This is a genomic window from Pseudarthrobacter phenanthrenivorans Sphe3 (genome assembly GCF_000189535.1).
GTDB lineage: Bacteria > Actinomycetota > Actinomycetes > Actinomycetales > Micrococcaceae > Arthrobacter > Arthrobacter phenanthrenivorans.
The window spans coordinates 2539833-2553586 of the sequence record NC_015145.1; the positions used below are offsets into that span (position 1 = coordinate 2539833).

Genomic DNA, 13754 nt, shown 5'->3' on the forward strand with positions numbered 1-13754 from the left:
CATTGGCGTTTCCCGGCCGAGGAATAGAACGCCCACGGCGCCGGGTTGAGCACGAGTGAACACCACCCCCTCCACCAGGAAGCCGGAACCAGACACCATGAGCACCACGATTACGCTTGCCGAACTCCTCGCCGGCGCCGATGCCGCCGGCCACGACCATGCCCTGGCAGAGAAGAACAGCGGGCTCCAGCACATCCACAACCACGCCACGGGTGGCATCGTTTGGTTTCCCACCTGGAAGAAGTTTCGTGAGACCACTGACTGGCGCGAGGAAGTAGATGCCTTCGCGGAGGATCTCACGTCGGGTTCACAGCTGGTGGAGAAAGTCGCGGCCCGTTCCGCCGCCGGGGAGCTGGAGTCACTCCTGAAACGCGCCGCAGCCGCGAGTGATGCCAGTAGCTTTGTCGAGAAGAACCTGACCCGGCACCTGACCAGGACCTGGGCCCTCGCCGACGCCGTTGCCGAGGTAACCGGGAAGGCGCTACCCACCGGCAGCACTGTGCCGCCCGTCTTTGCCGACTACCCCTACGACGTCTATGCCCAGGACGGCGGAGTCTTCGCGACGGCGCTGTGGAACGACATGATCGATGCCCGCCGCAACCAGGCCATCGCCGAAGAGGCGGCGCGGAAGGCGCTGAAGCCGGTGTCCCGCAAGGCCCTCAAGAACGCCGCCCGCAAGGCCGCCCGGCGGTGAAGGACGGCGGCTGCCGGGACCTAAGTCCGGCAGCCGCCGTCGTACCTCACACTGCGGCCTGCTAGGCCAGGCGGGTCAGCCAGCCGTGGGTGTCCGGAACCGTTCCGGTCTGGATGCCCAGCAGCTGTTCGCGGATCGCCATGGTGGTCTCCCCCGCCTTGGCGTCCTCGGATCCGATGAACTCCGTGGCGTCCTTGAGGACTCCGATGGGGGTGATGACGGCGGCCGTACCGCAGGCAAAAACTTCGGCAATGTCACCGGAGGCAACGCCGTCGCGCCATTCATCCAGGGTGATCTTGCGCTCGGTAACGTCGCGGCCCATGTCCTTGGCCACCTGGATGACGGACATCCGGGTGATGCCCTCGAGAATGGTGCCGGTCAGCGCAGGGGTGACGAGCGAGCCGTCCTTCATCACGAAGAACACGTTCATGCCGCCCAGTTCCTCAACGGCGTTGTCGTTGAACTGGTCGAGGAAGAGGACCTGCTTGCAGCCGTTGGCCTCCGCTTCCTGCTGGGCAATCAGTGACGCCGCGTAGTTGCCGCCGCACTTCGCATCGCCGGTGCCGCCGCGGCCGGCGCGGGCGTACTGGCGGGAGATCCAGATGGAAACAGGCTTCAGCTCGCCGCCGAAGTAGTTCCCAACCGGCGAGGCGATGACCCGGAAGGACACCTCGCGCGCAGCCCGGACGCCCAGGAAAGCCTCGGTGGCGATCATGAACGGCCGCAGGTAGAGGGCTTCGCCCTCACCGCTGGGCACCCATTCCTTGTCCGCGGCTACCAGTTCGCGGATTGCGCCCAGGAAATATTCGGCCGGCAGCTCGGGCAGGGCCAGCCTGCGGGCGGACTTGTTCAGCCGCGCTGCGTTGGCTTCCGGGCGGAAGGACCAGATGGACCCGTCTGCGTGGCGGTACGCCTTGAGTCCCTCGAAAATTTCCTGTCCGTAGTGCAGCACGGCGGCCGATGGATCCAGGACGATGGGCCCGTACGCCTCGATCCGTGCATTGTGCCAGCCGCCGTTGCCGTGCTCGTCCACGCGATAGTCGACGATTGCGGTGTGGTCGGTGAAGTAGTTGCCGAATCCCGGGTTGGCCAGGATGGCTGCACGCTCTTCAGCAGACTTCGGGTTGGCCGAGAGCTGCTGGCTGAATTCGACGCCAGGGGCGGTCTGAGTCATGGTTCCTCCACGATCGGCCGCCCCCGGTTCAGCGCTGAACAGCAAGGGCGGCATTTGGTGATTCGAGACAAGCTTACGCCCGAAGCCGGAGGCCCTGGCGCGGGGTCAGAGACCGGCGGCGATGGCGTCGCCGATGGCACTGGTGGTGCGTGCACCGCCGTCGCGCTTTTCGACGTCGGCAACCACTGCTGACTCGATCCTGCGGGCAGCTGCAGCGTAGCCGAGGTGGTCCAGCAGGAGGGCGGCGGAGAGGATGGCAGCCGTGGGGTCCGCTTTGCCCTGGCCTGCAATGTCCGGGGCTGAACCGTGGACCGGCTCAAACATGGACGGCGCGGTACGGTCCATGTTGATGTTGCCGGAGGCCGCAAGGCCGATGCCGCCGGTGATGGCGGCGGCGAGGTCGGTGAGGATGTCCCCGAAGAGGTTGTCCGTGACGATCACGTCAAAACGGGACGGGTCCGTGACCATGAAGATCGTGGCGGCGTCCACGTGCAGGTAGTCGTGCGTGACCTCGGGGAACTCCTGCGCCACGGCCTCCACCGTGCGCTTCCACAGATGCCCTGCGTACACCAGGACGTTGTGCTTGTGGACCAGGGTGACGTGCTTGCATTCCCGGGCGCTGGCGCGGCGGAACGCATCCCGGACAACGCGCTCCACGCCGTGCGCGGTGTTGAGCGAGACTTCGGTTGCCACCTCGTGGGGAGTTCCGGCGCGGAGGGTGCCGCCGTTGCCCACATAGGGGCCTTCGGTGCCTTCGCGCACCACAATGAAGTCGATGGTGCCCGGGTTGGCCAGGGGGCTTCCCACCGTGCCGTACAGCTTCGACGGACGCAGGTTGACGTAGTGGTCAAGGCTGAAGCGGAGCTTGAGGAGCATCTCGCGCTCGATAATGCCAGAAGGAATCCGGGTATCGCCGGGGGCTGCCCCTACCGCGCCGAACAGGATGGCGTCCCGGGTGCGCAGGTCGGCCAGGACCTCATCCGGCAAGGTCTCTCCCGTGGCCAGCCAGTGCTCGGCACCGAGCTTGTAATGGGTCTGCTTGAGCTCCACGCCCTCCGCCGCAACGGCCTTCTCGAGGACTTTGAGGGCCTCGGCAATGACTTCGGGACCGATGCCGTCGCCGGGGATAACTGCAAGATCGATGGAGGATGCGCTCATGGATTCAGGGTAGCCAAGTCATCCATATGCTGGTCAAGCCGTCTCATTATTCGAGAACATCAGCCCTGGGCGGGCGAAGCCACCACCACGACATTGGTGCCCCACAGGTCATCCGTGTAGCACGAGATCAGGACCAGCCGGTTGGGCGCAACTTCCCAGATAGGGCTGTCCTTGAGGCCGGACTTAACATACGTGGTCACCGAATCCACCTGGTACTCAAGCGTCCCGGCGGAGGTGGTCACCGTGAGCCTGTCCCCTGCTGCTGCGTTGGTGCTGAGCCGGTTGAACGGCGCCTCGATGTCCTGCCAGCTGTGCCCCACAACATAGGTGGTGTTGCTGGAGTCCGCTCCCGGCATTCCATACGGCGTGAGCCAGTAGCCATCCATGGTGGCAGGCGGAACGATGGTCTGGGATGCGACGTCGGAGCTGCTGGGATCGAGCGGGAACACCGGGACATCAATGCCGGCTGCCGGATAGACCAGGCGCTGGGGAGGCGCGGCCGGCGGTCCGGCCGGTACAGGCGGCACAGCCAGGGTGTCCGGCGCTGCCGGAGAAGGCGATGCGGTTGTGCTGGATGCCGCCGGCGCCGTTGCCATTACGGCAGGACGTGTCCCTCCGGGAGGCATGGCGCGTCCGCCCGGATCAAGCAAGGCCGGAAGGAGGACGGCGCCCAGGATTCCCAGGACGCCTGCCAGCGCCACCATCACGATGATTCTGATTCTGAAGAGCCGCCGCCGGCTGTCTTCAGTGGATGCTGCTTCGAAGTCCGGCTCACTCGCCGGGTTGCCGTTGGTCACTGACCACCCCATGCCCAAAAGAAAGGAAGCCCAAAGTTCAGGACGTGTTCCAAGGCTGGGGGCGCAAAGCACCGTGCCGGATCCGCACGGAGCCCTGCGCCCCTTCACCCTGCTGCATCAAGCAATCGAGTCCTGAGGGGTGGTGCCCGGCGCGTGCCGGGCACCACCCGTCACACGCTAGCCGCGGTGCTTGCTGTGATGGCTGCCAGCATTCGCGAGCGTCCTCCGTGCCGCAAGAGCCGCACCGGCAAGCAGGACCACCGCCACGCCGCCAATCCACGGAACGGGGTCCATTCCAGCGGAACCGGAAACAGCGGTCTGGACGTTGAAGCCCTGGTTCGGAGCAGCAACAGCGCCTGCCCCGCCCCCGGCAACTGCGCCACCCGGGTTAGGCCGCGGAACTACAGCGCCCGCCGGCGGAACCACGCCACCTGCAGGTGGAACAGTCGGCGGAGTTGTCGGCGGAGTCACCGTGACCTTCACGGGAACACAGTTGTTGTTGTAGGTCGCCTGGCCTTCAGCGGTCCAGTTCTGGCCGCCCGGGATCACCTTGCCATCATTGGGCGGAATGATGTCCTCACTGTGCTGGTGGTGGGCACCGGCGTGGCCGTTGAGGCCCTGGAGGGCGATCGTGATTACCACATACGGGTTCGATTCTGAGCCCGTGGCGTGGCAGATGGTGATTTTCTTGTCGTTGCCGTGGTCCTTCGGCGGTGGTGTGTGCTGTCCGCCCGGCTTTGCACAGCCGGCATTCCACCAATCCACCTTGTGCAGGTTCTGGCCGCCAGGAAGCACCTTTCCGTTGTTGGCGGGGATGATGTCCTCTGAATGCTGGTGGCCCACGTGTCCGTTCAGCCCGTTCAGATCAATGGTGATCGGCACGTAGGGGTTCGTTTCCGAGCCCGTGGCGTGGCAGATGGTGATCTTTCCACCGCCGTCCGACTCACCGGTGGCAAACGCCGTGGCTGTTGCACCGAACAGTGCGAGGCTTGTGACCCCCAGCGCGGCAAGGATCCGTTTCATTTCCGTCTCCGTCCTTCGTCTGCTTCAAACTGCGCAAACGCGGAGAGAACACACCGCCCCAACCTGACGGGTCAAAAAGGCAAACAGACAGCATCGGGGCGACGGTTCTCCCAGATGCGAACTGTCAGTTTGCTAACAGGATCAGGCTATGAAGTATTGGGGCCGGAATCTCCAGTAGGACGTACTCATATCCGCCAGCGGGGACTACTTGGCCTCAGCCGGCTCCTCGTACTTCGGGAACACCGGGGAAGGTGCCGGCAGCCCGGTCCCTGCCGCAATGGGAGTAGCGATTGCCGCGAACTGGCGGGCTTCCCCCTCCGGCTGGCCGAGCGCGGCGAGGAGCGAGGCCGTTGCGGCAGGCATCACAGGCTGCGCCAGGATGGCCACGATCCGCAGGACTTCCAGGGTCACGTACAGCACTGTGTTCATGCGTCCGACGTCGGTCTTCCGCAACACCCAGGGCGCCTGCTCGGCGAAATACGCATTGGTGTCCCCAAGGACACCCCAGACCGCTTCGAGGGCCCGGCTGAATTCCTGCTTGTCGAAGACTGCCCGGACAGTTTGGAGAAGGCCGTTCGCCTGCGCCAGGATCGCGTTGTCCGCCGCCGTGAACTCCCCCGGAACCGGAACGCGTCCCTCGCAGTTCTTGGCCACCATGGAGAGCGAGCGCTGGGCCAGGTTGCCGAAGTTGTTGGCCAGGTCCGCATTCATCCGGCCGACGATCGCGTCATGGTTGTAGCTGCCGTCCGCTCCGAAGGGCACTTCGCGGAGGAAGAAATAACGAACCTGGTCCAGGCCGTACTGCGCCACGAAGTCCGCAGGAGCCACCACGTTGCCCAGGGACTTGGACATCTTCACGCCGTTGTTGTGCAGGAAGCCGTGGATCATCACCCGCTTGGGGAGCTCCAGGCCGGCGCTCATGAGGAAGGCCGGCCAGTAGATCGCGTGGAAGCGGGAGATGTCCTTGCCGATGATGTGGACATCCGCGGGCCAGTACTTGCGGAACTTTTCCGAGTCCACGTCCGGGTATCCCACGCCGGTGAGGTAGTTGGTCAGGGCGTCAACCCAGACGTACATCACGTGCTTGTCATTGCCTGGAACGGGGACGCCCCAGTCGAAAGTGGTACGGCTGATGGACAGGTCCTCCAGTCCGCGCTTGACGAAGCTGATGACCTCGTTGAAGCGGTACTGGGGTGCACCGAATTCCGGCTGGGCTTCGTAGAGGGCAAGGAGTTTTTCCTGGTAGGCGGAGAGCCGGAAGAAGTAGCTCTCCTCCGCGGTCCAGGTCACCTCGGTGTCGGTTTCCTTGGAGTACCGCACGCCGTCGTCCTTGACCACGGTGTCGTCCTCGCCATAGAAGGCCTCGTCACGGACGGAATACCAGCCCTCGTATTTGGAGAGGTAGATATCGCCGTTGGCTTCCATCTTCTTCCAGATTGCCTGGGACGCGGCGTAGTGGTCCGCGTCCGTGGTGCGGATGAAGCGGTCGTAGGTGATTCCCAGCGCTGCGTGGGCGGCCTTGTAGACTTCGGCGTTCCGGTCCACGAGCTCCTTGGGCGTGATGCCTTCCTTCTCCGCCGTCTGGGCGATCTTCATCCCGTGCTCGTCAGTGCCGGTCAGGAACATCACGTCATAGCCGTCCAGCCGCTTGAAGCGGGCCATTGCGTCGGTGGCAATGTACTCGTAGGCATGGCCGATGTGCGGCACCCCGTTGGGGTAGGTGATGGCCGTGGTGATGTAGAACGGCGTTTTCTCTGAAGCAGTCACGTAGAGGACGTTACCTTCGGTGCGGAGGGACGGGCTAGATGAGTTCGGTCAGGCTGTCGCTGAGCCGGACCAGTTCGTGGTCGTGCGAGGCCACCAGCACGGCGATCCCGTCAGACGTGGTGTCCTTCAGGATGCTGATGATGCGGTTGGCAGAGGCACGGTCCAGGCTGGCGGTGGGTTCGTCCACCACCAGCACGCGGGTGCCCAGGATCAGGGCGCGGGCAATGGCAACGCGCTGGCGTTCACCGCCGGAGAGCTGGGCGGGACGGTGGCGCATGCGGCGCCCAAGGCCCACCAGGTCCAGCAGGTCCTTTGCCATGTCCCGCCGCTGGTCCACTTCGCCGTCGGGAACCGCGGGCAGGAGCACGTTCTCCAGTGCGCTCATGCCGTCAATCAGGGCACCGCCCTGGTCCACGTATCCGATCAGTGCCCGACGGCGGTCGGCGATTTCGTCGTCGCCCATGCTTTCGAGGGAATCGCCTTCCCAGAAGACGCGGCCCGACGTCGGCAGGGTCAAGCCCGCGCCGACGGTGAGGATGCTGGTCTTGCCCGACCCGCTTCGGCCGGCAACGCAGTGCATCTCGCCGGCATGCAGGGTCAGGTCGAAGCCTTCCACCACGCTGACGGCTTCGGCACCGCCCTTGCCGCCGCCGTAGCGGATGGTGATGTCGCTCAGTTCGAGCGGGGTCTCGTGGTCGGCGGACTTGACGATGGTGTTGGCGCGGGTCTGCAAAGGGACCTCGCCGGAGCCGGCCCTGCGGCTCCGCTGGACGTTCGTCGGGTTTGTCATTGGACCACTTTCGTTGCAATCGGTATCCAGCAAAGTACAGCCACAAGGCCGGCCACGCCCGCCCACAGCGCAGCATAGGGCGCCAGCAGCAGGCCGATGCCGAGGGCGCCCAACACGCCCAGCGGCAGGGCCACGGTTCCCACCAGCGCGTTCTCGAACAGCCGGACCTGGCGAAGCATGTCCGGGTTCCAGCCCATGGCCTCGAGGATGCCAAGGTACTGGCGCTTGGCGTTGAGTTCAAACCGCCCGGTGACCAGGGTGAGCACCAGTCCAACTGCCACCCCGGAGAGCGCCAGCAGGATGCTCGGCAGCGCGACGCTGGCCGCGGCCAGTCCGCTCAACGCACTGGCTCCCGCCGCACGCGGAATGTCGATGAGCAGGGCGATCAGGCCGCCCACTGCCGCGCCAAACACACCCACGGCCACTGCCAGGGACAGGGTGTTGAATTTGTTGGTGCCCAGCTGGCGGTTGGCGAACGTCAGCGGCGAGTCCACCGGGATCAACCGCTCGTCATGCTGCGGCTCCTGGTCGATGACGTCACGGTGGCGCAGCTGCTGCGCGGCGAAGAAGGCCGCGGCCGCGTACAGCACCAGGACGGCGCCGCAGACCAGTGCGGTGGCAAGGCTCCAGCTGGCCAGGCTCAGCACGATCCCTGCTACGGCAAGCAGGACGGCGCCCACGCCGAATTCCTCCAGGACCCAGCTGCGGATCCGGCGCTGGGTCCAGCCCATGGCGCGGAGGGTTCCGGCCTCGCTCCGGCGCTTTCGGATATAGCTGACCGTGGATGCGCCCGTCAGGAGGGCCGCCCCGCACAGCGTCAGGAACAGCAGGGTGATGTTGGTGCCGGACAGCGAGCCGGTGACGGCGTCGGCAGCGTTCTGCCGCACCCAGGACTGTTGGACGGTGCCCAGCGCCGATTCCTTGCCGGCGCCGTCCTTCGAGTAGCCGGGAACAAAGATGCTGGCATCCTCGCGGGCCGAGCCGGCCACGATAGTGGCTTCCAGGCCCATCTCGCGGATCGCGCCGGCGAGTTTCTCGACGTCGGGCTGCGCTTCCTTCCAGCTGCCGGGCGCCTTGGCCCGGACGCGGACGGCATCAATGACACTGGCGTTTTCCTTGTAGCCACGGGCGGCGGCAAGGCCGTAGTAGTCGGTAATGGCACCGGCGGACTGGCTGGCAAGGCCGGTGGCGCTCAGGGAGGGTTCAAGTTCGGTTGCCTGGACATCGTTGCCGGCAGCGTCCTTGATGAGGGTGAAGGGCGCGGGGTCGTAGCCGCCCAACGGCAGCTTGTTGACGTCGCCGGCAGCTTCCGCCACGGCGGCGGGGTCAAACGTGCCGTAGACCATGGCCAGCGGAGCCGCGGCCTTCTGCTCCCCCGTCTCCAGGTTCTCGCGGTAGGAGCGTTCGTCCACGGGTTCACGCTGGGTCTGGTCAACAGGCGTGCCGTTGGAGCTCTTCTCGGGCAGGCGGTTCACGGTGACCCACTCCCCCGGCACGGCGTTCTTGTCAACAGCACCGTTGGCTGCCGTCTCGCCGTCCGTGTATTTCGGTGCGGCCGCGAAGTCCGTGCTCCAGGTGGCGGGAGTGTAGAGGCCCTGGTTGAAGTTGCCGGTGGCGCCGAGCAGGGAGGAATGGTCGGTGGAACCCGGCCAGGAGAGGACGAAGGGGTCCTTGGAAACGAACGGCAGGTAATCCTTATCCAGGGAGCGCGAAACCGTGCCCACGTCCTTGACTACCTTGCCGGCGTCGTCAATCTCTTCGATCTTCACGTTGTACTTCAGGTCAAGGGAGGTTCCTGAACGGACAATCAGCGGGATTGCCTGCGAATCAGCAGTCAGCTGCCCGGTGCGCTTGGCCTGCTGGTACTGGGTCATGAGCGGGGCCCAGTACTTGAGTTTGACGCCCAGGAAGTCCGGTCCTTCCTTCAGCTCATCCATGCCGATGCCGTTGGTGAAGAGCCCTTCAAAATAGCGGCCGATGGCTCCGGCGTCGCGGGCATCAGCCGGCGGCGCCTTCTCCAGAGGAGCCAGGAAGTCCCCGGCGGAACCCAAAAGGGCACGCTCGGCGGCAGGATCGACAGCCACAACCGATTCCGTCACCTCGGGGGCCAGGGGAAGGGAGACGGAGAGGTTGAAGAGGTTGTGCTCGGAGCCGCCGGCCGGCGACGGAAACTTAATGCCCGTCTCGTCCTCGGGCGCGGCGATGCGGATGCTGGTGCCGCCGGCAGCCTTCTCCTCAACGAGCTTGGCTTTGCCCAACGTGCCTTCGGCAGATGACTTGAACAGAGTCTTCTCGGAGACACCGTCGGAGCTGACCGCGCTGGCGGTCAGCCGGTACTTCTTGGCTTCGTCGCTCAACACCGACTCGGCGGCCGGCCACTGGGCCGGCGCGGTGGCCCCGGCAGCCTGGTCCGCCGTCGCCGTGCCTGCCAGCCCGGCGTTGTAGCCGAGGTAGTCCATGGCGTCGAGGCGCGGGGACTCCAGGTTCTGGGTGACCCGGGAGACAAGGCTGATGGGAGCAGCCACGGAGGTTTCCGAGAGCTTCCGGATGGCGTCCAGCTGCTCGAAGCTGATCCCGCCGGTGCCGTTGGCGATCTCAGGCTGCATCAGCGCGCCCGAAGGCGCCTTCGCCTGCACCAGGACGTCATAGAGGCCCCGCGAATTCTCATCCACGGTTCGGCTGAGTGCAGCCTGCGACTGGTTTTGGACAAGGACCGACAAGCACATGGCTGCGATCAAAATGGCCGCGGTCAACAGCAGCACCCTGCTTCTGATGAACCTCTGGACGGCGTTCATGGAACTCCCTGAAACCTGGATTGCGTGCGCACACTCGAGTCCGCCCGGGGCGGACATGGACGGTCACGGACGGATTGTGCAAAAAGTATTGGCCGGCCTGCCGGCCTTGGTCCTGAACCAGGACCAAGCCATTGTAAGCAGACCGGCCAATCATACGTGGCCGTGCCGGGACTCGCCGAGGGGAGTCCCGCGGCACGGCGTTTCCCCCGGAGCGGGGTTAGTCCTCGAGGTCCACTTCGCGGACCATATCAGCCCCGATGCCCGCCTTGATGGCGTCCAGGACCTGCTGCGGAACGGCGCTGTCGATGGTGAGCAGGGCAAGCACCTGGCCGCCCTCGTCGGAGCGCGCCACCTGCATTCCGGCGATGTTGATGTTGTTCATGCCCAGGATGTGGCCGATGGTTCCGATGACGCCCGGACGGTCGGTGTAGCCCACCACCACCAGGTGTTCGCTGATGGGAATTTCCACCTCGAAGCCGTTGATGCCCACCAGCTTCTGGATCTGCTTGGGACCGGTCAGGGTACCCGCCACGGAGATCTGGCTGCCGTCGCTGAGGGCGCCGCGCAGGGTCAGGACGTTCCGGTAGGACTCGGTCTCGGGGGTGGTGATCAGGCGGACGTTGATGCCGCGCTGCTCTGCGATCACCGGGGCGTTGACGTAGGAGACCTGCTCGGTCACTACGTCGGCGAAGATGCCCTTGAGGGCAGCCAGTTCCAGGACCTTGACGTCCAGCGAGGAGATCTCGCCAGCCACCTCAACGTCGAACTGGGTCAGCGAATCGTGGGTGAGGGCCGTGAAGATCCGGCCCAGCTTCTCGACCAGCGGGATGCCCGGGCGGACGTCGGGAGCGATGACGCCGCCGGCGACGTTCACGGCATCGGGCACGAGCTCGCCGGCCAGTGCCAGGCGGACCGACTTCGCCACCGAAACGCCGGCCTTTTCCTGTGCCTCGTCGGTGGACGCACCGAGGTGGGGTGTCACCACAACGTTGTCCAGCTTGAAGAACGGCAGGTCCGTGCTGGGCTCCTTGGCGAAGACGTCCACGCCGGCACCGGCGATTTCACCGTCCTGCAGTGCGGTGAAGAGGGCTTCCTCGTCGACCAGCCCGCCACGTGCAACGTTGACCACGTATGCGGTGTTCTTCATCTTCTTGAAGGCGTCAGCCCCCAGCATGCCCACCGTTTCCGGAGTTTTGGGCATGTGGATGGTGATGAAGTCCGCCTGGGCCAGGAGCTCGTCCAGGGTCACCAGCTGCACGCCCAGCTGCGCGGCCCGGGCGGAGGTGATGTAGGGATCGTAGGCCAGGATCTTGGTGTCAAAGCCCTTGAGCCGCGCGGCCACCAGGGCGCCGATGCGGCCAAGGCCGATGATGCCGATCTTTTTCTCGAACAGCTCGATGCCCGTGTACTTTGAGCGCTTCCACTCGCCGTCCTTCAGGGCTGCGCTGGCCTGGGGGATGTGACGGGCCAGGCTGAGGATGTGTCCCACGGTGAGCTCGGCTGCCGAAACGATGTTGGACGTGGGAGCGTTGACCACCATGACGCCGGCCTGGGTGGCGGCCTTGATGTCCACGTTGTCCAGGCCCACGCCTGCCCGCGCGATGACCTTCAGGTTCTTCGCGGCCGCGATGGCCTCTGCGTCGACCTGCGTGGCCGAGCGGACCAGGATGGCGTCAACGTCGCCGATGGCGGACAGCAGCTGGGAGCGATCGGCACCGTCAGTCTGGCGGATCTCGAAGTCCGGGCCCAAGGCCTCAATGGTGGCGGGGGAAAGTTCTTCGGCTAGCAGTACTACGGGTTTTGACACGGCTGATCCTCTGCGTTGCAGTCCTGGGGATGAAATCAAGTCTAGGCCGACGGAAAGGCCGGGCTCACATTGTTAAGTGTGAACCCGGCCTCACCGTTGCGGTCCGGTGGTGGTTGCCAGCAGCCGCTTAGCGGGCTGCGGACCCTTCCACGTAGTCCACATCCTGCTGCTGCCAGGAAAACAGGGAGCGCAGCTCGCGGCCAACAGCCTCGATGGGGTGCTGCTCTGCCTTGGCGCGCAGTTCCTTGAACTCCACGCCGCCGTTGTCCTGGTCCTCGATGAAGCGCTTGGCGAAAGCGCCGGACTGGATGTCGGCCAGGACGGCCTTCATGTTTTCCTTCACCTCGGGGGTGATGACGCGCGGACCGGAGACGTAGTCGCCGTACTCGGCGGTGTCGGAAACGCTCCAGCGCTGCTTGGCGATGCCGCCTTCCCACATGAGGTCAACAATGAGCTTGAGCTCGTGGAGGACCTCGAAGTAGGCGATCTGCGGCTGGTAGCCGGCTTCGGTCAGGGTTTCGAAGCCGTACTGGACCAGCTGGGACACGCCGCCGCAGAGGACAGCCTGCTCGCCGAAGAGGTCGGTTTCGGTCTCTTCGGTGAAGGTGGTCTTGATGACGCCGGCGCGGGTGCCGCCGATGGCCTTCGCGTAGGACTTCGCCAGGTCCCAGGCGGAACCGGTGGCATCCTGCTCGACCGCGATGATGTCCGGGATGCCGCGGCCGGCTTCGAATTCGCGGCGCACGGTGTGGCCGGGAGCCTTCGGCGCGACGAGGATGACGTCAACGCCCTCCGGCGCCTGGATGTAGCCGAAGCGGATGTTGAAGCCGTGGGCGAATGCGAGGGCCTTGCCCGGCTTCAGGTTGTCCTTGATGGACTCGTTGTAGATCGAGCGCTGGTGCTGGTCCGGCGCCAGGATCATGATGACGTCAGCCCATTCGGCGGCGTCGGCAACGTTCTTGACGGTGAAGCCTGCATCCTGCGCCTTGGGGGCCGACTTGGAGCCTTCCTTGAGGGCAATAACAACCTCGACGCCGGAATCGCGCAGGTTGAGCGCGTGGGCGTGGCCCTGGGAGCCGTAGCCAACAATGGCTACCTTGCGGCCCTGGATGATCGACAGGTCTGCGTCGTCGTCGTAGAACATTTCAGTCACTTGCGTAACTCCTCTTGAGTGGTTTCTAGATAGGTGTTGTGTGTGGTGCGGTTAGGGGCGGAGGTCCGGGCAGGCTTACCGCCTAGGCCGAACGCAGCGCCCGGTCACTCATGGAGCGGGATCCCCGTCCAACGGCCAGGGTGCCGGACTGCACGATTTCGCGGATGCCGAAGGGCTCCAGCACTGAGAGCAGCGCTGCGAGCTTCTCCGGGGTACCGGTTGCCTCTATCACCAACGAGTCTGTGGACACGTCGACGACGGCGGCACGGAACAGGTCTGCGGCCTGGGTAACCTGCAGGCGTGTTGCGGCATCCGCACGTACCTTGACCAGGATGTGGTCTCTTTGTACGGAAGATTCGGGGGTCAGCTCAACGATCTTGATGACGTTGATCAGTTTGTTGAGCTGCTTGGTGACCTGTTCGATGAGGTCGCCGTCGGCGTCGACAACCACCGTCATCCGGGAGATGCCCGGAACTTCGGTGGGGCCAACGGCCAGGGAGTTGATGTTGAAGGCGCGGCGGGCGAAGAGGCTGGCAACCCGGGTCAGGACGCCGGGCTTGTCTTCAACCAGCACGGAGAGTGTGTGGCGGCTCATG

The 13754-nt window shown here is 65.1% G+C and carries 10 protein-coding genes and 1 pseudogene; 1 reads left to right on the forward strand and 10 read right to left on the reverse strand.

Going from position 1 to position 13754, the window contains the following annotated elements; genetic code table 11:
• The first annotated feature begins 97 nt into the window (after window positions 1–97).
• A complete protein-coding gene (locus tag ASPHE3_RS11835) occupies window positions 98–694 on the forward strand; it encodes a hypothetical protein (protein WP_049786132.1) in 597 nt (198 codons plus the stop codon).
• Window positions 695–755: 61 nt separating this feature from the next.
• On the opposite strand, the gene ASPHE3_RS11840 is transcribed toward ASPHE3_RS11835, so the two are convergent.
• From ASPHE3_RS11840 to ilvN, 10 genes and pseudogenes are all read right to left on the reverse strand, one after another.
• Complete coding sequence (locus ASPHE3_RS11840; RefSeq protein WP_013601442.1) at window positions 756–1868, reverse strand: branched-chain amino acid aminotransferase; 1113 nt, start codon at window positions 1866–1868, stop codon at window positions 756–758.
• Window positions 1869–1973: 105 nt separating this feature from the next.
• Window positions 1974–3026, reverse strand: coding sequence for a 3-isopropylmalate dehydrogenase (locus tag ASPHE3_RS11845; RefSeq protein ID WP_013601443.1), 1053 nt, complete (start codon window positions 3024–3026; stop codon window positions 1974–1976).
• A 59-nt stretch (window positions 3027–3085) separates the two neighbouring features.
• The gene (locus ASPHE3_RS11850; RefSeq protein WP_013601444.1) at window positions 3086–3823 is read right to left on the reverse strand and encodes a class F sortase; all 738 of its coding nucleotides are present in this window, start codon (window positions 3821–3823) and stop codon (window positions 3086–3088) included.
• Window positions 3824–4000: 177 nt separating this feature from the next.
• Window positions 4001–4846: a hypothetical protein gene (locus tag ASPHE3_RS11855; protein ID WP_013601445.1), complete on the reverse strand. Its 846-nt coding sequence runs from the start codon at window positions 4844–4846 to the stop codon at window positions 4001–4003.
• A gap of 204 nt (window positions 4847–5050) precedes the next feature.
• Window positions 5051–6613 (reverse strand): methionine--tRNA ligase, encoded by a 1563-nt coding sequence (metG, locus tag ASPHE3_RS11860; protein ID WP_013601446.1) that lies wholly within the window; start codon window positions 6611–6613, stop codon window positions 5051–5053.
• A 34-nt stretch (window positions 6614–6647) separates the two neighbouring features.
• Window positions 6648–7403: an ABC transporter ATP-binding protein gene (locus ASPHE3_RS11865; RefSeq protein ID WP_013601447.1), complete on the reverse strand. Its 756-nt coding sequence runs from the start codon at window positions 7401–7403 to the stop codon at window positions 6648–6650.
• Complete coding sequence (locus tag ASPHE3_RS11870) at window positions 7400–10198, reverse strand: ABC transporter permease (protein WP_013601448.1); 2799 nt, start codon at window positions 10196–10198, stop codon at window positions 7400–7402. Before ASPHE3_RS11870 ends, ASPHE3_RS11865 begins: the two co-directional genes overlap by 4 nt.
• A 217-nt stretch (window positions 10199–10415) precedes the next feature.
• The gene (gene serA / locus ASPHE3_RS11875) at window positions 10416–12005 is read right to left on the reverse strand and encodes a phosphoglycerate dehydrogenase (protein WP_013601449.1); all 1590 of its coding nucleotides are present in this window, start codon (window positions 12003–12005) and stop codon (window positions 10416–10418) included.
• Between the two features lie 127 nt (window positions 12006–12132).
• Window positions 12133–13188: pseudogene (gene ilvC, locus ASPHE3_RS11880) on the reverse strand (ketol-acid reductoisomerase); the annotation flags it as partial.
• A 52-nt stretch (window positions 13189–13240) separates the two neighbouring features.
• Window positions 13241–13753 carry an acetolactate synthase small subunit gene (gene ilvN, locus ASPHE3_RS11885; RefSeq protein ID WP_013601451.1) on the reverse strand — a complete coding sequence of 171 codons (513 nt, stop codon included), beginning with the start codon at window positions 13751–13753 and terminating at the stop codon, window positions 13241–13243.
• Window position 13754 lies beyond the last annotated feature (1 nt).